General features: G+C 51.2%; 21 protein-coding genes. 10 read left to right on the forward strand and 11 right to left on the reverse strand.

Annotated elements, in window-relative coordinates; genetic code table 11:
* Positions 1-40: 40 nt before the first annotated feature.
* Positions 41-1,885, reverse strand: coding sequence for a hypothetical protein (locus tag I0P70_RS10545; RefSeq protein ID WP_196117467.1), 1,845 nt, complete (start codon positions 1,883-1,885; stop codon positions 41-43).
* Positions 1,886-2,169: 284 nt separating this feature from the next.
* On the opposite strand from I0P70_RS10545, the gene I0P70_RS10550 reads away from it, so the two are divergent.
* The 6 genes from I0P70_RS10550 (at position 2,170) to sigZ (ending at position 6,459) form a co-directional block, all read left to right on the forward strand.
* The gene (locus tag I0P70_RS10550) at positions 2,170-3,435 is read left to right on the forward strand and encodes a putative DNA modification/repair radical SAM protein (protein WP_196117469.1); all 1,266 of its coding nucleotides are present in this window, start codon (positions 2,170-2,172) and stop codon (positions 3,433-3,435) included.
* A 97-nt stretch (positions 3,436-3,532) separates the two neighbouring features.
* Positions 3,533-3,676, forward strand: a complete 144-nt coding sequence (locus I0P70_RS10555; protein WP_196117471.1) for a hypothetical protein — start codon at positions 3,533-3,535, stop codon at positions 3,674-3,676.
* A gap of 16 nt (positions 3,677-3,692) precedes the next feature.
* Positions 3,693-4,472: a TIGR03915 family putative DNA repair protein gene (locus I0P70_RS10560; protein WP_196117563.1), complete on the forward strand. Its 780-nt coding sequence runs from the start codon at positions 3,693-3,695 to the stop codon at positions 4,470-4,472.
* Positions 4,473-4,687: 215 nt separating this feature from the next.
* Positions 4,688-5,056 carry a hypothetical protein gene (locus I0P70_RS10565; RefSeq protein WP_040574144.1) on the forward strand — a complete coding sequence of 123 codons (369 nt, stop codon included), beginning with the start codon at positions 4,688-4,690 and terminating at the stop codon, positions 5,054-5,056.
* A 178-nt stretch (positions 5,057-5,234) separates the two neighbouring features.
* Positions 5,235-5,657, forward strand: a complete 423-nt coding sequence (locus I0P70_RS10570; protein ID WP_196117473.1) for an ArsI/CadI family heavy metal resistance metalloenzyme — start codon at positions 5,235-5,237, stop codon at positions 5,655-5,657.
* Between the two features lie 169 nt (positions 5,658-5,826).
* Positions 5,827-6,459: an RNA polymerase sigma factor SigZ gene (gene sigZ, locus I0P70_RS10575; protein WP_196117475.1), complete on the forward strand. Its 633-nt coding sequence runs from the start codon at positions 5,827-5,829 to the stop codon at positions 6,457-6,459.
* Here the strand turns inward: sigZ and I0P70_RS10580 are convergent.
* From I0P70_RS10580 to I0P70_RS10590, 3 genes are all read right to left on the reverse strand, one after another.
* Positions 6,456-8,669: a helix-hairpin-helix domain-containing protein gene (locus I0P70_RS10580; protein WP_230392119.1), complete on the reverse strand. Its 2,214-nt coding sequence runs from the start codon at positions 8,667-8,669 to the stop codon at positions 6,456-6,458. The two genes, sigZ and I0P70_RS10580, sit on opposite strands and share 4 nt — an antisense overlap.
* A 6-nt stretch (positions 8,670-8,675) precedes the next feature.
* On the reverse strand, positions 8,676-9,377 hold the full coding sequence (locus I0P70_RS10585) for a hypothetical protein (protein WP_196117477.1): 702 nt from the start codon (positions 9,375-9,377) through the stop codon (positions 8,676-8,678).
* A gap of 706 nt (positions 9,378-10,083) precedes the next feature.
* Entirely contained in the window at positions 10,084-12,414 is a 2,331-nt protein-coding gene (locus tag I0P70_RS10590) for a S46 family peptidase (protein WP_196117479.1), read from the reverse strand.
* 96 nt (positions 12,415-12,510) lie between these two features.
* Here I0P70_RS10590 and yidD point away from each other — a divergent pair, with 96 nt between their 5' ends.
* On the forward strand, positions 12,511-12,732 hold the full coding sequence (gene yidD, locus I0P70_RS10595; RefSeq protein WP_196117481.1) for a membrane protein insertion efficiency factor YidD: 222 nt from the start codon (positions 12,511-12,513) through the stop codon (positions 12,730-12,732).
* 113 nt (positions 12,733-12,845) lie between these two features.
* On the opposite strand, the gene I0P70_RS10600 is transcribed toward yidD, so the two are convergent.
* Positions 12,846-13,013 carry a hypothetical protein gene (locus I0P70_RS10600; RefSeq protein ID WP_196117483.1) on the reverse strand — a complete coding sequence of 56 codons (168 nt, stop codon included), beginning with the start codon at positions 13,011-13,013 and terminating at the stop codon, positions 12,846-12,848.
* Between the two features lie 158 nt (positions 13,014-13,171).
* On the opposite strand from I0P70_RS10600, the gene I0P70_RS10605 reads away from it, so the two are divergent.
* A complete protein-coding gene (locus I0P70_RS10605) occupies positions 13,172-13,501 on the forward strand; it encodes a hypothetical protein (protein WP_196117485.1) in 330 nt (109 codons plus the stop codon).
* A 39-nt stretch (positions 13,502-13,540) separates the two neighbouring features.
* On the opposite strand, the gene I0P70_RS10610 is transcribed toward I0P70_RS10605, so the two are convergent.
* The 6 genes from I0P70_RS10610 to I0P70_RS10635 all read right to left on the reverse strand — a co-directional run bounded on the left by I0P70_RS10610 (position 13,541) and on the right by I0P70_RS10635 (position 18,161).
* On the reverse strand, positions 13,541-14,131 hold the full coding sequence (locus I0P70_RS10610) for a flavodoxin family protein (RefSeq protein WP_196117487.1): 591 nt from the start codon (positions 14,129-14,131) through the stop codon (positions 13,541-13,543).
* A 79-nt stretch (positions 14,132-14,210) separates the two neighbouring features.
* Positions 14,211-15,248, reverse strand: coding sequence for a serine hydrolase (locus tag I0P70_RS10615; protein ID WP_196117490.1), 1,038 nt, complete (start codon positions 15,246-15,248; stop codon positions 14,211-14,213).
* A 75-nt stretch (positions 15,249-15,323) separates the two neighbouring features.
* Positions 15,324-15,764, reverse strand: a complete 441-nt coding sequence (locus I0P70_RS10620) for a GNAT family N-acetyltransferase (protein WP_196117492.1) — start codon at positions 15,762-15,764, stop codon at positions 15,324-15,326.
* Between the two features lie 6 nt (positions 15,765-15,770).
* Entirely contained in the window at positions 15,771-17,186 is a 1,416-nt protein-coding gene (locus I0P70_RS10625; RefSeq protein ID WP_196117494.1) for an alpha/beta hydrolase, read from the reverse strand.
* A 50-nt stretch (positions 17,187-17,236) separates the two neighbouring features.
* Complete coding sequence (locus tag I0P70_RS10630) at positions 17,237-17,902, reverse strand: SdpI family protein (protein WP_196117496.1); 666 nt, start codon at positions 17,900-17,902, stop codon at positions 17,237-17,239.
* A 4-nt stretch (positions 17,903-17,906) separates the two neighbouring features.
* On the reverse strand, positions 17,907-18,161 hold the full coding sequence (locus I0P70_RS10635; RefSeq protein WP_007652068.1) for an autorepressor SdpR family transcription factor: 255 nt from the start codon (positions 18,159-18,161) through the stop codon (positions 17,907-17,909).
* Positions 18,162-18,293: 132 nt separating this feature from the next.
* Here I0P70_RS10635 and I0P70_RS10640 point away from each other — a divergent pair, with 132 nt between their 5' ends.
* Both I0P70_RS10640 and I0P70_RS10645 read left to right on the forward strand, forming a co-directional pair.
* On the forward strand, positions 18,294-19,319 hold the full coding sequence (locus I0P70_RS10640; RefSeq protein WP_196117498.1) for an AraC family transcriptional regulator: 1,026 nt from the start codon (positions 18,294-18,296) through the stop codon (positions 19,317-19,319).
* Between the two features lie 87 nt (positions 19,320-19,406).
* The gene (locus tag I0P70_RS10645; RefSeq protein WP_196117500.1) at positions 19,407-20,336 is read left to right on the forward strand and encodes a DUF1684 domain-containing protein; all 930 of its coding nucleotides are present in this window, start codon (positions 19,407-19,409) and stop codon (positions 20,334-20,336) included.

Here is a 20,336-nt window from a genome sequence, read left to right on the forward strand (position 1 = left end):
GCCTTTGTACCCCGATCAGCCCAAAAAGATACAGAAAGATTTACCTGAACTCGGCTATGCCAGGCTGTGTGAAGCGGAAGTCTTCGAAGTCGTAGTAGGAGCGGGACGACTCGTAAATGCGCAGGTTGTTGAAGTTCTCGTTAGGCGGAATCTTGGGATAGTAGCCCACCAAAATCTGGATCGTGCTGAATGACAAGTACTCGTTGCGGAAGCGTATACCTGCTCCGAAACCGGGATAAGGCGTGCTCTTGAAAGGGGAGCTGCTGTTGCCGTACGAGAGCCAGGCCACATCCGCAAAAACCAGTGTGGCCAATCGGAAGCCGAAGAGTTTGAAAGGGGTATAGAGATTGGCTTCGTAGTTGATCACGACGCGGCGGTTGCCCCGCAGCAAACCCGAACGAAAGCCTCGCAGACCCTCTTCGTTGTTGATGGAGAGCAGCTCTTCGGGGTTGCGGTTGATGCCAATGGTGCTTCGGCCAAGTATAAAGTGGCGCAGCTTCCAGTTGCCGTTCTCATACAGTCGCGTAAAGTACAGCGATTCCAGCTCCAGCATGCCCTGTTCCCATTTGCCGTCTCTTATAAACGAGCCATAGCCGGCGCGGCTGTAGAGGTAGCCAGCTTCTTTGTTGTAGCGGGCAAAGGAAAGGTCCAGCCCGAAGTAGCGCCGGTTGAACAAGTCGCCCCGCTCGTAGCCGTACGATATGGATGCCAGCGTGCCGGCGGGCACGTCCTCTGTTCGGCCAAAGCCATACAGGTAGCGGTCTTTGTAGTAGCGGCGCACACTGTAACCCAGACTGGCGATGCCCAGCACATTATCCTGGAAATTCTCGGTAGGCTTGGTGTAAAAATTTGTATTGATGACCCGCAGTGCCGTAATCAGTCGCCCGCGTGGCTCAAAGCCCAGGTTATAGCTCTTGAACTTGAATGAGCGGCCCAGCCAGAGATCCTGTCGGTGGTAGCCCACCTCAGCGAAGCGCTGTATCGTGTCCTCCGGCACCGGCGGCAGTAGCAGTTGCTCGTCTATCTTACTGGCCCCGACAGCCCCGGCATAGCGAGTGTTGGTGGCAAAAAAGTCGCGACGCAGGTAGGCGCTGCGCTCTTTGTAGAAATTCTGATCGAAGTAATTGATGTCGGCTGTAATGTATGTGTTGCCGATGTTCTCCACCGTATACCCGGCGGTAGTCTCCCAGGACCGGGGGGCATTCATGTTGAAACGGTAGGAACCGCGAATCTGATGGCCAAGCCCCAGGAAGTTGAGCTCACGCAAGGCAACTCTGCCCGAGCCCGATGATGGGGTATAGGAGCCAGATCCGCCCAGGCTGAAAATGTCTTTGGTGATGACCAGTACATCCACACTGTCTTCGGTGGTGGTGCGCTCGTCCACAATGATGCGGGCATCGAGCAGATAGTCGGTCTGGCGCAGTAGACGCTCCGACTCGACCAATGCCAGCGGCTCCAGAGGCTCCATCCGCTGGAAGAGTAGTTTGTTGCGGACCAGGTGCCGGCGGGTTTTGACGTGCAGTGAGTTGCCAGCCTTTTCCAGAAAGCTGCGTGGCACCCGTGTTGTGTCGTGTATGGAATAACCCAGTGCGTCGAGCGTCATGATGTTGATGTGGCGCACTACCTTATAATTGTGCCGTTCGTACTCGCGCTGAATCAGCTCAGCATCCAGTCCTAGTACCTCCTCATCACGACGGTCGAAAACCAGTATGGCTTTTAGCAGCTTTCCCATAATGGTCTTGCGTTGTGAGATTTCCCGCAGGTTACTCATCACACGCTCGTCGAACTTCTGCTTTGTGGTATCGGCTGGAGTAGAAACGGTATCCTTTCGCGTCGGTATTTCCTGCGCCCACACATCGCCAGCCAGCAGCCATGCTCCCAGCATGCAGGCTAACATACAGCATAAAAAGGGCGGACGTGGAAAAGCCATGGAAGTATAGGGGCGCTTACTGTTTGTTGTATGTGGTTGTACGGTACAACCTCCTAATATAGTCTTTTCGGCTCTATGTGGAAAATTTCAGGCTGAAATCAGGAAAACTGCCTCTGCTAATCATGTTAGCATTGTTTGGATGTGGATAGCATGTTGATAAATATTATTGCTAATAAAATTGGGGTTTGTGCTAATATTTTTGTAATTTTATAACCGTCAAGCAGATAGAAGAGGCGAAGATGAATGATAAAGTAATAGGTAAGCTAAAAATATTAGCAGATGCTGCCAAGTACGATGTTTCCTGTTCGTCGAGCGGCGGAAAGCGCAAGAATGAAAACAAAGGCTTGGGCAACGCAGAAGGCATGGGTATTTGCCACAGCTATACCGAAGACGGTCGTTGCGTTTCCTTGCTGAAGATCCTGCTGACTAATTTCTGCATTTACGACTGCGCCTACTGTGTGACACGCAAAAGCAACGATGTGCAGCGGGCCGCTTTTACGGTGCAGGAAGTGGTGGATTTGACCATCAACTTCTACCGTCGCAATTACATAGAGGGGCTGTTTTTGAGTTCGGGCATTTTCAAAGATGCTGACTATACTATGGAGCGACTTGTACGAGTGGCTAAAAAGCTGCGGCAGGAAGAGAAGTTCAACGGTTATATTCACCTCAAAACCATACCGGGTGCGAGTGATGAGTTGATCAAAGAAGCGGGCCTGTATGCTGACCGCCTGAGTGTGAACATTGAGCTGCCCTCAGAGCAGAGCCTGCAAAGTCTGGCGCCGGAAAAAAACTACGCTGAGATCCTGTTGCCGATGGGATCAATCAAGAACCAGCTGGTGCAGGCCAAGGAAGAAAGCAAACTGTTCAAGGCGACGCCCAAGTTTGCGCCGGCCGGGCAGAGCACGCAGCTGATCGTGGGGGCCACTGCCGAGAGCGACCGCCAGATTCTGCAGCTATCAGACCAGCTTTACAAAGGGTATAGCCTGAAGCGGGTTTACTACTCGGGCTACGTGCCGGTGAGCACCGATAGCAGGCTGTCGATCATCACGGAGCCGCCGATCATTCGGGAGAACCGCATTTACCAGGCCGATTGGCTGATGCGCTTCTATGGTTTCGATGTGAAGGAGATACTGGATGAGGCGAATCCGAATCTGGACCTGGACATAGACCCAAAACTGGGCTGGGCGCTGCGTAACCGCCATTTCTTTCCGGTGGAGATCAACACTGCCGACTACGAAATGATCCTGCGTGTGCCGGGCATTGGAGTGAAGTCGGCTAAGAAAATAATATCAGCCCGGCGGTTTGCACCGCTGCACTTTGACCACTTGCGCCAAATGGGCGTGGTGCTGAAGCGGGCCAAGTATTTTATCACCTGCCAGACCCAGAGTCTGCAGCGGCAGGACTTTGACTCAGAGCAGCTACGCCGCCGCATCCTGTTTGGCGAGGGTTCTGTGCGAAGTGCACTGCTTACGCAGCAGCTGGACTTGTTTCGGCAGGTAGGCTAAAAATAAAAAGTGTGACATGGAAGAGGGGAGAGAAGATCATAAGACAGAATTGTGTAACAAAACAGATCATACATCATTTCAAACCATTCATAAGACGATGAGAAATTCTACTAAAGTTGCCCGTGTATCCTGCTGCTGCAAACTCAACATGCTGGTACCTCACCTGCAGAGCCTTTCTTCCAGATTGCAACACGATAGCAAGCGCGAGAAGGGGCGTGTAAATTCTGGCGCCAAGCAGTAGCGAGAGTGTCTTGCCGATGTACTTCTATACCTACGATGGCTCTTTCGAGGGACTGCTCACGGTGGTGTTTGAGGCATACGAGCGCAAAGCTTGGCCTACCGCCATTGAGCCTGAGCAGTTGGCTCAACCCTCTATGTTTGGAGAAACGATAGCAGTGTTGACCGACGAAGAGAAGGCAAGCCGGGTATGGCAGGGCCTGAAGAAGCGCTTGTCAGCAACGGCACTGGACTCGCTCTACTATACCTATCTGTGGGAGCAGAGTGGCTTTGAGCGGTTGATCTTTGACTATGCCCGCCTCGTATTCGACTCGCCTGAAAGTGTGGAAGGAAATTACACGGCTCCCTTTATCCTGCAGGTACAGCAGATTCAAAAGCAGGTACATCGTGAAAAACACCGGATGGAGGCCTTCGTGCGCTTTCAAAAAACTGCCGATGGACTTTACTACGCCAGCATCTCACCCGACTTTAATGTGCTGCCCCTGATTGTGCGGCATTTCGAAAAGCGCTATGCCGATCAGCGGTGGGCTATTTATGATGCATCGCGCCGTTACGGTGCCTATTATGATTTGCGGCATACAAGCTTTGTACAGCTTGAGAATCCGGCTTTGACCCCTAAACAGCAGGGCAAGCTCAGCCCTGACCAGTTCGACGAGAACGAAACCCGCTACCAGATGCTCTGGCAGGTATACTTCGACCATGTGAACATACCTGAGCGCAAGAATCCCAAATTGCACTTGCGGCATATCCCAAAGCGCTACTGGAAGTACCTGTCCGAAAAACAGCCAAGACTACAGTAAAAAAATGGCCTGTAACGTGTTGTGTTTCAGTTATGTTTCATAACATGGGCTGGACATTAAGGTGTTTACCCGATTTTTTTCACAACACAGGACAACCCGAAAGCCGTTTTTGGAGTATAAGTGTATATAGATATTTTATGAAACCTATTCAGTTGGAGCCCTCTGCACAAAGTAGCGGGTGTTGTCCGCTGTCCTTCATTATCTAATAAAGAAAGATGAATACACGCGTACGAAAAAAACTCATTCAAGTAGCCCGCGGTCGCGCTCACCTGATGTCGTTCCAGAACCTGATATTAGAAGCCGAACTAGGCCTAAACCTTGAAAACTCTTACGAAAAGTCACAACTTAACGAAGTAATCGACGAAATTTCAGAAGCAGAACATGCCGCAGGTCGGCCCCTGCTAAGCTCACTGGTTCGCATCAAAGGCCGCCAAAACCAAGGCGACAGCTTTTTCAAGCTATGCGAACGTCTCGGCTACGGCGACTGGAAAAGTCTGAAGCGCGATCAGGAATTCCTGGAAAAGCAGCGTGAAACCTGCCGCGAATTCTGGCAAAACAGCACTAATTTTTCATCCTACCTGTAATACAAAGCAAAGAGGCAGGCCCGCCTTCACTCCCTGGGTCTGTTTCTTTGCGGATTTCACCCTTGTACACTAACTGGTAGCAGCCCCGCGAAAAATATTTTCGTGGGGCTGCGTCTTTTCAGACCTCTCGTCGTCATCAAGGTGTAACTAGAAAACATCACCTTAAAAAGACAAAGCCATGAAAAGATTTCACGTGAATGTGCGCGTTAAGAACCTGCAGGAGTCTACTACATTTTATACAGCATTGTTCGGTACGGAGCCTACCGTATTGAAAGAAGACTATGCCAAATGGATGCTGGAGGACCCGCGCATTAACTTTGCCATATCACTGCACCCCGAAAACGCAGGTATAGAGCACTTGGGCATACAGGCCGAAAGCGAGGAAGAACTGGCCGAGGTATACGGCCGCTTGAAGGAGGCTAAAGGGGCCATTCGGGAAGAAGGAAAATGCACCTGCTGCTACGCTAAGTCCGAGAAATCGTGGATCACAGACCCGCAGGGTGTAGACTGGGAAGCTTTCTATACCTTCGGTGAAGCCACTGTATACGGCGAAGGAGCAAATGCCCGCACCATCCCTACCATCGAAACAACTGCCATTTAGTACAAGATAAAACTATGAAGCCGGACCACGGCAGGTATAGCCCATACCTGCCGTGGTCCGGTTATTTTTTATGTACTTTCAGAAGTTATTTTGAATTTGCCTTTTCCATATTTTTCTTCGTAAATTGATGTATATCTCCGCCTGCTATCACAATTAGAATCGTTACGTCATGGAAAACAAAAGCTGTCATACCTGTTCGGGCGATCAGGTTGTTACTTCAATAGACACCTGTGCTGCGGTAGCGCCTGTATACCTGGAGTACGAAGCCAAACTGCGCGGCTTTGTGCTAAATCGTGTTCGTGATAAAGACGAGGCCAACGATATTTTGCAACAGCTCTATGTGAAGCTCTACAAACATTGCGAACAACTGTCAGATGTGCGCAACATGAACGCCTGGCTTTACCAGATTGCCCGCAACGCCGTGTACGACTACTACCGTGAGCAGGGGCGCAGTGTGCCTGTAGAAGATGAAAGTAAGCTGGAAGAGAAGCTGCAGCAAGACAACGAACACCAGGATTCAGAAAGCCTTGTGCTGCCGCTTATCAATATGTTGCCTGCCGAGTATGCCGAGCCTCTGCGCCTGAGCGAAATTGAAGGTATCAGTCAGAAAGAGATTGCAGAACGGCTGGGTATGTCCTACTCAGGAGCCAAGTCGCGGGTGCAGCGTGGGCGTGAGAAACTGAAAGAGCTTTTTGTGGAATGCTGCCATCTGGAGCTTGACAGAAAAGGGGCTTTGGTAAGTGCCACTGCAAAGGAGAGTTGCAGGCCATTGCAAGTGCAGTTAAAGGGGGAAGAAAGTTAAAACCTATACCTTGTCTGCACCCTGATATCCGATCTCCTTGGTCCGTCAATCGTCTCTAGTCCTGAACCAACTGTGCGCTGGTTACGGTAATGCGTCAGGCCATACTTCACCCAAACATCCATTCGCCGCATCGGCCTGAATTGCAGTAAGGCATACAGGCGGGTGCCTCTACCACTGAAGGCAGGTATAGAGAAAGCATAAAGCACATCCCGTTCAAAGGCATATTGCCGCGTATCATAATTGTCCGTGTCGAAAATGGCGTAGCGGGTACTCAAACGCACTTTGTTGAAATTGAAGTTGATGTCCTGCGCAATCAAATAGCCCGTAGTCTGCGGTGACTCCAGCTCGAAACTGCTGAACTGTACCCGTGAGCGGAGGTTTATGATTGGCGTCGGCGTAAATTCATAGTACAACAGGTAATTCTTGCGGTTTGCCTGTCCCACATAGTCTATGCTAGTGCTGTTGTCGGCTACATTGCGGCCTTTGCTCTCAGCCCTGAACTGTGCGTATAGCGAACTTTGTCGGTTAGGCCGGAACAAGAGCCGAAGCATGTACTCGTCACCATGCGAAGGGGCATCCACACGGTAACGCAGCCACGGAAAGCGGAAGCGGTCATAAAAGGCTGTGAGCTCCCACTTCGGAAAAGGCTTTATTTTGATACCGGTATAAAAGCCCTGCTCGTTTATGTTACGAGTGCTCTCCCCGAATGCATTGCCATAGAAGGTATGGAAGTCGCGGGCATAGTAGCGGTAGAGCATGGCCAGTTCCACTTTGTTGGAAAGGTTTGCCGTCAAACCATTCACGGTGCCCAAACCGCCGCTTTTGGAGATAGCCGTTTCGCCGAACAGGTATACGTTCTGCCAGGTATAGGCATAGTTGGCGCCGATGTTATAATTGCTCGTGCCGCTAAACTCGAAGCGCTGGTAGGGCAGGCCCGCTTTCTGGATAGGGGAGCTGTAGGTAGTAGCCATCGCTGTGATGCCTGCCAGCAAAGTGCGGTTGCGACTCTGGTAAGTAGCATTTCCCCCAATTATTTGCTCCCGTACCCGTCCTCTGTTCGCCAGTTCAGTAGGTGTTCGGTGAAAGCCGGAGGTCTGTATACCTGTAAAGAAATCCCCGAAGTTATCGAGTGTGTCGAGTTGTGCCTGCAGGTTAGCGTCTACCCGTTTGCTTGATACAAAACCCGTTACATCCACTTTGCCTAAGGTATAAGTGGCAGCCGCTCCCCTGTAAAAGGCATGCTCCAGCACCGAACTATAGGGGCGTATACCTACGTTCGGACGGCTGACTGTCGTGATGGTCTCGCTGCCCTTTCCCACGGTATAGCCTGACGAAAGCAGCAGTCCCTGCCCGAACTGTAGTTGATAATCGCCAAGCGCAATCGATTTGAATTTCCCCTTGTTGTAGAGCTGCAGATGTGCCGAGTAGAAATCAAAACCGTACCGGCGGGTGACGGGGTCCCACGTCAATTGCTCTCCGGCGTCTTTCTCAGCGGTAAAGCCCAGACTATAGTCACGGGTGTGGCTCACACGGTAGCGCATCAGCACTTTGTCGGGTGAGCCGAGGTAGCGGGTTCTGGAGCGGCTGGTGGTGTCGACCGAGGTATAGCCATGGCGTTCCTGCAAGGTCCGCTCGTAGCGGACAATCAAGGCGTTGTTGTCTTCGCCAACGATGCGCTGCAACAGTGGCCTTTGGTCGGCATTGAGGCCTGCATCATCGACCCGCACAAAGTACACAAGCTTGTAAATCGTGATAAGGTCGAAATCAGGTATAGCTTGTAGTTCATAGATGCTCAGCAGAGGACCGTTTTCCTGGATGTGACGGAAGAAGGAAGCTATCTGCGGGCGGGACAGGATGTAGAGCGAGGCTAGTTCTTCGGGTGTGGTGCGGTTGAGGTCGATGGGGCGCTGGAAGTACTGGAAGAGTGTTTCGTAGAAGTCTTCGTAGGGTACGTTTTCGTCCTCCTGCTGCGCAAATAACTCTTGCACGAACAAGTCAAAGTCGAATGTTTGGCGCGGATAGTCCTGTGCCTGCAGCGGCAGCCAGGTGCTAAGCAATAGTAGGAAGGTTGCTATACCTGTTTTCAAGCCAGCTTGCCACGGTGATGTTCTATATCGGCAGAGCATCTCTATACCTTGCGATGTGCCAGATAGCCACAATCGCAAGCGAAGAAGTATATACCTGAAGCGTGTCGCTATACCTTGCTTCATGTGATTTTACTTTTGGAAGGTATAGGAAAGTGATAGGTGATGGCTTTGACCGAGCAAAGTCGTGGAGCCAAAGGCATAGTCAATATAAAGCTGTCTTGCCCGGAAGCCAAGTCCGAAAGTAGCGCGATTGGTAAGTGTGCTGAAACCAGAGCGCAAGGTCAGTTTCTCCTGCAGCAACTGGTATTCTATACCTGCTTTGAAGTTGGCGGGGAAGTCAATGTGCTTTTCGGTTTCGGCGAGTAACAGCAGTTTTTGGTAAGGGCGATAACCGAGGCCCGCTTTCATAATCGTAGGAAGTCGCTCATCGTCGAATTCGGCCAGTCTGGCCTGGTTGATGTTGTAAGCGTATGCTCCGAAGAAGAAGCCTGGCACAATCTCCGCCTGTCCGCCTACCGACAGCGTTACTGCCTTTCGACTGCCATAGCCCTCGGCTGCCACCTGCCACAGGTCTACTTTTCCGCCTAAGCTAAACTGACCCAACTTGTGGCCTATCCCTATACCCACGTGCTGTTTACTAAAAAGCTCATCGCCAAAGCGGCTCATGCTCAGGCCATAGTTGCCATACTTTTGGGTAGGGTATACCGCCTGCAGCGCCACCGTCGAAAAAGCCCTGACACCAAAGCGGTTCTCGACATAAGCCCCGACCTGCGCCTGCTCCAGGGTGCCTATACCTGCTACATTGTTGTTGAGCGCCCAAAGGTCAGGCAAGGTAACGGAGGCATTACCCAGTGCAGCGGTACGTGCACCCGCAGGTACATCGGCCTGCGCCTGTGCGAGGCAAGGCAGTAAAAGGAAAAGCAGGAAATTAAGTTTGTTTTGTAGAAGTTGCGTTATCCCATTCGGTCGTGTTTTATAGCTAAAGTGCTATGTACGAGGGGGTAGTAGCAGGGTTTGTCAGAATCAGGATTTTAAGGATTTTTTAGGATGGGCAGGATTGATAAAGCTGTGGTTTTGTGATGACCTCACAGCGTCTTCCAGACCTGTGAGTGTCTTGTCCGCTACAGAGCAAAGATATAAGCTGTGAAGTTATAGCTTAACCGGATCGAGTAACTTGAAAACTCTACTCGGGTCAGGTATAGCACAGCCGCTCCCACAGACACTCACAGGTTTGAAAAACACTGTGAGGTCTTTTTGAGCTGCTTCATTCTCAAAGTCACCCATCTCATCACTTCAACCTCTCTTCTTTATAGGACAGCAGATGTGCAAGCAAGCTGACCGCACAGATCTTAAAAATTATAATCCTGAGAATCCGTGGAGATAGGGGCTCTATGTGAAGATTCAGACAATTATGAATCAATCCCAAGGTATATCAATCCTGCCCATTCTAAAAAATCCTGAAAATCCTGATTCAAACAAAAAAGGCGCTGAGGATATCCCCAGCGCCTTTGCTATGATTTACTAAAAAAGTTTCAGCTTAGTTTTTTACTTCTACTGTCGCAGACTTTTTGCCATCTTTCTTCTTCACTTTTACTGACTTCTTACCAGCGGCCAGATCAGCTTTCGCTTCTTCAATAGCAGCGTTAAGAAGCTGAGTAGAGCCATTGTCGCTAGGAGCACCAGCAGCTACGCCAGCATCAGCTGGACCCGGGCTGTTCGTGTTTACGATGGTCATCTCGTTGATCAGGTTAGAGGCACCTGCATACTTGTCCACCATGAACAGCACGTAGTTAGCGCTCACGTTGATGCAACGCTTGTAATCCGGATCGTACACCAGGTCACCAGTCATCGCTTCCCAGTTACCGTCGAAGGCCAGACCGATCAGCTCACCGTTGCCATTGATCACCGGAGAACCTGAGTTACCACCTGTGATGTCGTTGTCGGTGATGAAGTTCACGATCAATTCGCCGTCTTTGTTGGCATAGCGACCGTAGTCTTTAGCCTCATACAGCTGCTTTAGTTTTGCCGGTACAATAAACTCCTCGTTGCTTGGGTCTTCTTTCTGCATCACACCTTCCAGGGTAGTGAAGGTCTGATACGTCACGCCATCGTATGGCTGGTAGTTCTTTACAGAGCCATAGCTTAAACGGATAGTTGAATTAGCATCCGGGTAGTATACCTTGTCCGGGTTCATCTGACGCAGACCTGCCACGTAAAGACGGTTTGCACGAGCCAGTTTGGCATTGCTCTCAGCCAGTTTAGGCGCGATGTTCTGCTGGTAGTTCTCCATGATGGAGTTTACCAAAGAGAAAGCCGGGTCGTTTGCCAGTTGCTTCTGCGTCGGGTTGTTCAGGAACTGCTCTGTTTTCTGCTTGTTCACCACGAACGAGTTGCTGTACACATGGTCAGCCATTTTGTTGAAGTCACCTTTGTACTTGGCTACCATCTGCTTAAAAGCTTCCGGCTGCTGGTCTTTGGCGATGTCTTCGTGGTAGAACTTCATCATGGCAGCAAATACTTTCTTGTCAGTAGCCATGTTGTAGTCTTTGAAGAAAGCGTCAGCTCTTGGCTTCAGGTCTTCCGCTGCTTTCTTGGCAGCATCAGCGTTACCTGATTTCAAAGCATTGAAAACTGGCGTCATGCGGTAAGCAAACAGCAGGGCTTCTGTGCCCAGTACCGCTTCGTTCAGGTATACGCTGCCCAGGTTATACTTCTCAATCTCTTTGTAAGCTTCGTTCATGTCGTTCAGGGCGCTGCCATACATGGCTTTGCGCTCAGCATTGGCGTCAGCCCAAGCCTGGAATTTCTTCTCATCGGCACGCTTGCCTTCCACTGTCTTCATGCGCTTGATGCCTTCATTCTGACCGATAGAATACTTGTAATAGTTGGCAGTAGAAGCATACTTAGAGGCATATTGGATGCGGGTTGCATCGCTCTTGTCCATGTCCTCTTTCCACAGGGCCAGCTTCTTGTCACGCAGTTTAATGCGCGACTTGTTCAGCTGCTCTACGTCCAGCACCAGACCTTCTGAAGTCATGAAACGCTTCGTACGGCCCGGGAAACCGAATACCATGGCGAAGTCGTCCTGCTCTACACCGCCAATGTTGATCGGCAGGTGGTGCTTTGGCTTGTAAGGCACGTTCTGAGCTGAGTACTCAGCCGGCTTGCCATCTGGTGCCATGTATACGCGGAACATAGCGAAGTCACCTGTGTGGCGTGGCCACATCCAATTGTCGGTGTCGCCACCAAACTTACCAACGGCAGACGGAGGTGTACCTACCAGGCGCACGTCGTTGAAGCGCTCGTAGATGAACAGATAGTACTCGTTTCCGTTGAAGAAGTCGCGCACGTAAGACACGTAGCGGCCATTCTCGCTGGCTTCTTTAGCGATTGCCTGCGCACGCTGCGAAGCAAGCTGCAGGCGCTCTTTCTCAGGCATATTGTTATCGATGCCTTCCAGCACTTTGCCGGTCACGTCGTCCATACGTACCAGGATGTCCACGAACAGGCCTTCGTTTGGAAGTTCCTGCTTGCGGTCCATGGCCCAGAAGCCGTTGGTCAGATAATCTTTCTCAGGAGTGGAGTGCGACTGGATCTGGCCGTAACCACAGTGGTGGTTGGTTAGCAACAGACCTTCAGCGGAGATGAACTCACCCGTACAGAAGCCGCCGAACTGCACAATGGCGTCCTTTAGGCTGGATTTGTTCACGTTGTAGATTTCTTCGGCAGTCAGCTGCAGGCCTTTTTTCTGCATGTCAGCGTGGTTCAGGCGCTTGATCAGCATCGGCAGCCACATACCTTCGTCTGCTTTGGCGAAGGGTACGCAAAGCGAAACTAAAAGAAGGAGTGAAAGGATTCTTTTTAACATGAAATTTTGTTTAGATTAGTTAAACTGTGACAAATTTATTTAAAAATTGCGTTACCTAACAGTTGTTCGGCAAATAAAACGCACCAAAACCGTACCATGACCTGGCTTTTCAAAAAATTGCTTCTCACGCTTATCTGGGTATACCGCAACATGATATCTCCCCTAAAGCCAGCCACCTGCCGCTATACCCCCACCTGCTCAGCCTATGCTCTCGGAGCGGTGAATAAGTATGGGCCATTTAAAGGCGGCTGGATGGCGCTGAAGCGGATTGGGCGGTGTCATCCGTGGGGTGGGAGTGGCTACGACCCGGTACCGTAAATTCTAGAACCCCATACTCACCTGTACAAACACATTGCGTCCCGGACGGGCAATACGGCCCCAGTCGAGGTGCTCGCGGTAATGCACATCAAGCGTATTATCTATACCTGCATTCAATTGCCATACCTTCTTCTCAGTTTCTCTTTGGTAACCTCCACGTAGGTGCCAGTGCGTAAAATACTCGGTGGCTTGCTCACGGAAACTCTCGCTGTTGCGGTTTTAGGCAGCGCCCAGATCGGTTGCGCTCTGCGGCCAGAGGTGACAGTTGAGTTATTAAACATAGTAGCCCGCTTTATGGTATACACAAAAATGATCTGCAGTATATAACATGGAATAAACCAGAGATCACTATTAGCTCTGCTTTAATTTTGTTAAACTGCAGTCTGTTCGGCAAATCAGCCACTGCCTAGGTTCATAATACATTTGTCAGCATAGGCCCATGATCATAAAACTAATCGAGCTAAACGGCTCAGTGAAAGCTTCCTTTCCACTTGCTGATATAAAGCATGTTGAAACCCGTACGTTAGAATACTTTGGAGAAAAAACGCACAACCTGTACCTGTACATAGGGGAAGGAAAAGGTGAGTACTTTATGCTCCTGAACTATTTGTGCCCCATTAATATGAAGAGGGCCGCAGACAAGCTGCAGGATCTGATTCAGCAGGCATCGCTCACCAATGCACCTATTGAAGAAGCGGTTTTTGAACTGCATCCGGATGCAACGCCTGTCTTAGACTTGGCCGCAGGTATACCCCATTCGCTCACATGAGGCAACAATCTTACTTAGTACAGGAGGATGTGATAAGACTTACGAAGAAGCCTTCTGGAGATAACGGAGCATCTGCTTGACCATACTTTCCGCTGTGCTGGCATAATCCTCTTCATATTTCTTTAAGAGCTCTTCGCGGGTAGGCTTTTCACCTTTAGCCTGTTTTTCCCAAAGCACCGATAACGAAGCATAAGGAGGCAACACCATACCCACTGCATTGTAGAAATTGCTGACGTTGGCGATAATATGCTGCGCTCCGTCAGAGTCTCCTGTGATCACGATACCACCTACTTTCCCTTCCAGCTTCGATTTTTTTCCTTCCAGAATTTCGTCATGGAGTTCGTCGAGGCGCTCGATCACCCGTTGTATCTCCGACGACTGGTTGTTCCACCAGATAGGCGTGGCGAACACGATGATATCTGCCGCAAGTATTTGCTGCAGTATACCGGGCCAGTCGTCACCTTCGCCCATGTCGCTGTAGGTGCCTGCCAGTATGTTGTGTTCCACCAGTTTGATGATGGTGCAGTCGATGTCCTGCTTCTTAAAATAGCCTGCCAGAAATTCTGAAAGAACCTCCGTGTTGGACAAGCCTTCTTTCTTAAGTGTGCCGAGTAAGATAATTGCTTTCATAGTCTGCTTACTCAGAACAACTTCCGTATGTTCGGCTTAGCAAGGTTTTGTAACTGGAATCCGAGGTATAAGCCAGGAGTTAAAGCTTATTCACAATCTTGATCAGGGTTTGAAACAAGGTGCTCGGACTGCTGGCCTGATTGATGGCTCCTGTTACAAACGCACTTCTGGCAGGTATGTAAAACGCTGCCGTGCCCGTAGAGCCGCAGTGGCCAATCAGGTCAGGTATGGCTTTGAAGGGCGAAAGGAGACGGGGCGTGTAGAATTTCTGTATGCCGATGCCGTACTTGAACGGGAAGAAAATGCTGTTCCACTGTTCGAGCTCCTGCAATCTGTTTTTGGGATAGAAATGACCAGTAAAGAAAGCTTTCAGAAAAGTCATTAGGTCCTGTGTCGTGGAAACAATGTCGTACCTAGAGGAGGACAGGTATAGCGGTAGGCTGACCTGGTGATTTTTATAATAGAAAGGGCTGAACGGCCTGTTCTCATCAGGGTTGATGACAAAGGTAGCGCTCATACCTAACTCTTCGAAAACAGCAGTCAGGATTTCATCCAGTGGTTGCGCCATCACCGACTCTAGCACCCGGCCCAGCAATTTAAAGTTGGTGTTTCCGTAACTGGCCTTGCCCGGCTGACCGGGCGCGAACTTAGGCTGCATCTGCTTTACCTGGTCTAAGGTTTTTTCAAGTGGCCAGGCAGCGTCATGGCTGCTGAGTAGTTCCTCCATCAGCTTTGGCTGCCCCGGGCGCTTATCTATGAGGTAGCAAGGCAAGCCAGACGTCTGGGAAATAAGGTGTCTGATCGTTAGTTCTTCTGCATACTCCCTGCCCTTGAATACATGCAACCCCTGCATTAAGTCAGCAGGCAGGTATGTCCTGATTTTATCATCCAGACTAAGTCTGCCATCTCTCACAAGCCGGAGCGTCACAGCAGCCAGTATCATTTTGTTGATGCTCGCGATGTAAAAGGGTGTGTCCGGCTGCATATTGCCGGCAGCACTGGCTAGCGAAAACGAGCCATCGGCAGCCTCTACACGAAAAGCGGCGCCGTGGATAATCTTTTTGGCAGCAACAGAGGTTACGATTCGGTCGAGTGCTTCCTGGGTCAGGTTCTTCATAGTGCAGAGTAGAATGTAACTGCAAAAGAACAGAATTTCGGGGTTATTTTTATACCAGCTCTAAATGAACAAAGACTATTGTGGCGCAACTGCCAGATCGAATACTTTTTGCTCTTTGCTTTCCATGAAGCCAACTCTCTGATAGAAAACGTGGGTGTCGGTTCGTGCGGTATGGCAGCGCACCCGTAATTTCGCAACTGACTGCTCAGCAGCCCATTCCCTTACCTGAAGCACCAGCTGTTGCCCTATACCTTGCCGACGAAAAACCTGATCCACCACCAGGCCACCGATCTCCACAAAGGGCTCTGACTCCAGGCGAAAGGTATGGAAGCCATGTATCCAGCCGACTATCTGTCCAGCTTTGATGGCTACAAATCCGCAATGCTCTTTCCGAGTCAATATCTGGCCTATCCTCTGTTCCATTTCCCCTGCCGACACGCTATAGCCAAACTGCAGGGAAAGGCTGGCCAGGGCGTTTGCGTCTGTTAGGGTAATTTCTCTGATCGTGATGCTCATTGTGTTTTATTTCACCACCCCTTTCATCCAGTTACTGATTGTCTCCAGTGCCACAGGTGCCATCGTCTCTTCTATGGTAGCATACTCACCGGGCAAACCGGTATCAGCCGTTTGGAAGATGTGATTGAGGCCGGGCAGTTCCTTGATGGTATAACGTTTGTTGCCAGCAGCTTTCAGGGCTTTCTCGGTGGCGGCGAGGTTAGCTGTGGCGGGTACCTGCAGGTCTTTACTGCCGTTGAGGGCAAGCACCGGCATTTTCAGCTGGCGCAGGGTAGGGGCTGGGTCATAGGCCAGGAAGTGGCGTGCCCAAGGCAGACTCAGCTGCGCCACAATGGCATTCTCCGCTTCAGGGCCCAGCTGCAGCTGCTGTATTTCCTGCTCCGTCATACTGGCTTTTGCTTCCTGCTCCAGGGCTCTTATTTTTTGGCTTGCTGCGTAAACGTCGGCTTCCGAAGCGGCAGTTTCAAACTGGGCGCGACGCAGCTTCAGGAGTTTCTGCAGCGTTTCTTCAGGTATGCCCCCTTTCTTATACAGCGCTTCATTTTGCTGCACGAGCAGCTCAACACCCGGCATGGCACTGCCAGCCAACAGCACTACAAAAGCCACGTCTTTGTTAGCGGCGGCAACACTACTCGCTATCAGAGCGCCCTCGCTTATACCTAGTAGGCCCACCTTTTTAGGGTTCACGGACTGGTGCGCCTTCAGGAAGGTATAGGCTGCCTGTGCATCGGAGGTGAAGTCCTGGGTAGTGGCCATACTAGCATTGCCTCCCGACTTGCCCGCACCACGGTCGTCGAGGCGCAGCACGGCGAAGCCCTGGCGGGTGAGGTGGTCAGCCAGCACCAGAAAAGGCTTGTGGCCCAGCAATGTCATGTCGCGGTCCTGTGCGCCGGAGCCAGTAAAAAGGATCACTGCCGGATGCTTGCCCTTGCCTTCAGGTATCGTGAGCGTGCCTGCCAGTGTGATGCCTGCTGCAGTGTTCTCCACCGTTACTTCCTGCTCCTGGTAAGGGTATGGCTTTGCTGGCGTTTGCGGACGGCGCACTTCGGCTGCTTCTCCTTTGGCCAGGGCTAGCGGGAAGGCCATGCCGCTTTGCTTCCAGTGCCCATCTATGGACTCCGGGCCAGTACGCTTGCCGGCGTATTCAATACCGCCGGAAGGTATGCGCAGGTATAGGCTGTCCTGGGTGAGCGTCGCCTCAGGTATAGCCATCCCCTTCACGCCCTGCATCGGAATGTCCATGGTGGCGGTGAGCTGTCCACTTTCTGTGCTGCTGAAATTGAAAACAATCGTGATCTTATTGCCGCCCGCCTGCAGGGTTCCGTTCCAGCTGCCATCAAGCTGGCCGGGTGCTGTCTGTTGGGCCACGGCAGTGCTGATGAGTAATAGCGTCATGCAAAGGGTAAGAGTTAATCTGTTCATGCTATACCTGTTGTGGTTGGATAAATACTTTGCGAGAATAAGTTGCCGGTTTAGGTCTGCTGCCGTAGCCTTTGCTCTTTTCGGTAGATAGTGAATGAGTAGATGGTGGGGATCAGGACAACAAGCGCTATAATGACGATAAAGAAAATGTGCTCTAATCTGGCGATGGGCACAACGGCCAGCAGGATCAGCAGAATCCCCCCGATGATCCAGAGGATGCCGCCCAGCCGGTGGGTTTTGCGCCATACCTGCTCACTCTCGAGCGTCCAGGGGGTGCGGATGCCGATGAAGTAATTTGGTTTCACGGCCTGGAAGTAATTGCCGAGCGCTACCAGCAGTGCCCCGATCAGGATAAACAGGCCATTGGGTTTGAAAGTATCCGGATGAAGCGACGTGTGGATAAGAAAGACGCATAGTGCCGCCATGAAGGCGATCAGGATAAAGCGCAACTGGTGGTATTTACTGCCCATGGACTTCAGTTTCCCTTTCGGATCGATATAAGGCACGGCCAGCAGGATAAGATTGAGCAAAACCGTCGTGCCCACCACTATAAAAATCATGGTAGACTTGCCTGCCCATCCATCGGCCTCACCTTTGAGGTTGAAGTGCACCGGTACTTGCTCAGGCATACTGTTCCAAACCACTGCCAGGTATACCAGCGGAATGCAAATGATCATCCAAAGTATGATCTCTCGGGTCAGGTTCTTGGTTTTCATGGGTCTAATCTTTAAGCGTGATGATCCATTTCATAATGTCGTCCAGCACCGTGGTGTTAAGCGAGTAAATCACAAACTGCCCTTGCTTTTGGGAAGTGACCAGCTCGGCCTGGCTCAGGATGTCGAGGTGATGCGAAATGCTAGGCTTGGTGATATGAAAAGCCTCTGCAATGTCGCCAGCGGTCAAATCCTTCTCTTTAAGCAGGTTAAGGATCTCTCTGCGGGTTTGATCATTCAGTGCTTTGAAAACTTTGTTCACGTTGCTTTTAGGTATTTAGATAAATATCTAAATATTATACGAAAATGCAAAATTTTAACCAAATAATTAATGCGTCTGAGATGCAGCACCTGTTTATGAGATTGTGTAACTTCGGTTTTCAGAACTTAAACCATGCAGGCACCTGACCATACCTTAAGCGCAAATTCCGTCAACCTGGTACTGCACGTACTCACGCTGCAGGGACAGGATGCAGCGGCCTTGTGCGCGGCGACAGGTATAGATGCCAGTCAATTGCAGGATGTGCATGGCCGCGTTACCATTGCCCAGATGGTGGCGCTTTGGCAGGCGGCTGTCAGGGCAACTGCCAACCCCGATTTAGCCCTGCATGTGGGCGAGGCTCTGAACCCAACCTCAGCAGGGATCATCGCCTATGTCATGATGAATGCCCCAACCCTGCACGAATCGCTGCGCAAGCTCTGCAAGTACCAGGACATCGTGTGCGAAGGTATACGGACCAGTCTGCAGGTGCGGAATAACGAGGCGCATGTGCTGCTGGAAGTCGTAAGCCCGGCGTTGCACGAGCCCCGCTATGCAATCGATTGCGAAATGGTGATCTATAAAAATGCCTTTGAGGCCCTGATCGGACAGGAGCTGCCACACCGCAAGGTGATGTTTGCCTACCCACAGCCTGACAGCATTCGGGAGCATCGCCGCCTGTTCGGTGAATCTACGATGCTGGAGTTCGATGCTGCCTACAGCGGCTTCGTGTTTGAGGCAGACTGGTTGCAGAAACCGGTGGTCAGTGCCAACCCTGAGTTGAACCTGCTTTTTGAGCAATATGCAAACGAGTACCTGCAGCGCTTGCGTGAACCGCGCTCGCTGACAGAGCGGGTGCAGCGCGAACTGGCCCGGCAACTGAAAGGGGAGGAGCCCAATGTAACCAGCGTAGCCCGCAGTCTGGCTTTGAGTGTGCGTTCATTACAGGCGAAGCTAAGCGAAGAGGGAACCACCTATCAGCGAGTGCTCGACAGCGTGCGGCAGGAGCTTGCCCAGCAACACCTCAGGAGCGGACACCATACCGTGGCAGACGTGGCCTACCTGCTCGGCTTCTCGGAGCCAAGCGCTTTTAGCCGCTCCTTTAAGAAGTGGACCGGACTCCCGCCGCAACTCTACCGGCAAAGCATAGCCGAGGCCTGATTCAGGCTTTGAATTGCTTAAAAACTATGTTCAGCCATTATTTTTTATTAAATTAGCGGAATCGCATATTTTACCCAGCTAATACTCGTGCTCCGATCAAAACCTTTCTTTCTTTCTGTTTTTCTGTTCACCACACTAATACTGGCAGGCGGATGCGCTGAATTTGACGAGTCCGCCAAGAACAAAGCAGAAACTACTCCCGATTATGTGGCTAGTGTGGATGAGTGGCACCAGGAGCGGGAGGCAAAGCTGAAGGCACCTGACGGGTGGCTTACACTGGCGGGTCTGTTCTGGTTGCAGGAGGGCGACAACACCTTCGGCAGCGGGCCTGACAACGCGCTGACTTTTCCGGAAGGCAAGATATCGGGCAAGGCTGGCCTGATTACGCTGAAAGGCGACACAGTAACCACCAGCATCAACCCGGGAGTGGAGGTATTGTTGAAAGGGCAACCAGTGCGTGAGGCGCTACTTTATACCTCCCGCATGGACTCAGTGCCTAAACTGAAACACGGCACGCTGACCTGGTTTGTGATCAAGCGAGGAGACAGGTATGGCATCCGCCTCCGTGACCTGCAGAATGATGCCCTGGTGCACTTCAAAGGGATAAAGCGCTTTCCTGTGAAGGCCGATTGGCGTGTGAAGGCCAGCTTTGTGGCACACCCCACCCCGAAGCAGATTGCCATTACCAACATAGTGGGGCAAACGTCTATGCAGGACTCGCCAGGTACGCTGATCTTCACGCTGAATGGGCAACAGTATCAGGTGGACGCACTATGGGAAGGGGAAGAGCTCTTCATCATCTTTGCCGACAAAACAAACGGCATCGAAACCTACGGCGCTGGACGCTACCTTTATGCAGCCAAGCCAGGGCCAGATGGCACTACGGTGCTTGACTTTAACAAAGCCTCGAACCCACCCTGCGACTTTGTATCCTATGCTACCTGTCCGCTGCCTCCGCGGCAGAACTTTCTGCCCATTATGATTGAGGCCGGAGAGAAGTCTTACGGAGAGTATTAG

The sequence above is a fragment of the Pontibacter sp. FD36 genome (genome assembly GCF_015686655.1).
GTDB lineage: Bacteria > Bacteroidota > Bacteroidia > Cytophagales > Hymenobacteraceae > Pontibacter.

Bases quoted from the DNA above. Each gene is read 5' to 3' on its own strand.
- I0P70_RS10545 (WP_196117467.1), bottom strand. From the start codon at position 1,885: ATGCTGGGAGCATGGCTGCTGGCTGGCGATGTGTGGGCGCAGGAAATA.
- I0P70_RS10550 (WP_196117469.1), top strand. From the start codon at position 2,170: ATGAATGATAAAGTAATAGGTAAGCTAAAAATATTAGCAGATGCTGCC.
- I0P70_RS10555 (WP_196117471.1), top strand. From the start codon at position 3,533: ATGAGAAATTCTACTAAAGTTGCCCGTGTATCCTGCTGCTGCAAACTC.
- I0P70_RS10560 (WP_196117563.1), top strand. From the start codon at position 3,693: ATGTACTTCTATACCTACGATGGCTCTTTCGAGGGACTGCTCACGGTG.
- I0P70_RS10565 (WP_040574144.1), top strand. From the start codon at position 4,688: ATGAATACACGCGTACGAAAAAAACTCATTCAAGTAGCCCGCGGTCGC.
- I0P70_RS10570 (WP_196117473.1), top strand. From the start codon at position 5,235: ATGAAAAGATTTCACGTGAATGTGCGCGTTAAGAACCTGCAGGAGTCT.
- sigZ (WP_196117475.1), top strand. From the start codon at position 5,827: ATGGAAAACAAAAGCTGTCATACCTGTTCGGGCGATCAGGTTGTTACT.
- I0P70_RS10580 (WP_230392119.1), bottom strand. From the start codon at position 8,669: ATGAAGCAAGGTATAGCGACACGCTTCAGGTATATACTTCTTCGCTTG.
- I0P70_RS10590 (WP_196117479.1), bottom strand. From the start codon at position 12,414: ATGTTAAAAAGAATCCTTTCACTCCTTCTTTTAGTTTCGCTTTGCGTA.
- yidD (WP_196117481.1), top strand. From the start codon at position 12,511: ATGACCTGGCTTTTCAAAAAATTGCTTCTCACGCTTATCTGGGTATAC.
- I0P70_RS10600 (WP_196117483.1), bottom strand. From the start codon at position 13,013: ATGTTTAATAACTCAACTGTCACCTCTGGCCGCAGAGCGCAACCGATC.
- I0P70_RS10605 (WP_196117485.1), top strand. From the start codon at position 13,172: ATGATCATAAAACTAATCGAGCTAAACGGCTCAGTGAAAGCTTCCTTT.
- I0P70_RS10610 (WP_196117487.1), bottom strand. From the start codon at position 14,131: ATGAAAGCAATTATCTTACTCGGCACACTTAAGAAAGAAGGCTTGTCC.
- I0P70_RS10615 (WP_196117490.1), bottom strand. From the start codon at position 15,248: ATGAAGAACCTGACCCAGGAAGCACTCGACCGAATCGTAACCTCTGTT.
- I0P70_RS10620 (WP_196117492.1), bottom strand. From the start codon at position 15,764: ATGAGCATCACGATCAGAGAAATTACCCTAACAGACGCAAACGCCCTG.
- I0P70_RS10625 (WP_196117494.1), bottom strand. From the start codon at position 17,186: ATGAACAGATTAACTCTTACCCTTTGCATGACGCTATTACTCATCAGC.
- I0P70_RS10630 (WP_196117496.1), bottom strand. From the start codon at position 17,902: ATGAAAACCAAGAACCTGACCCGAGAGATCATACTTTGGATGATCATT.
- I0P70_RS10640 (WP_196117498.1), top strand. From the start codon at position 18,294: ATGCAGGCACCTGACCATACCTTAAGCGCAAATTCCGTCAACCTGGTA.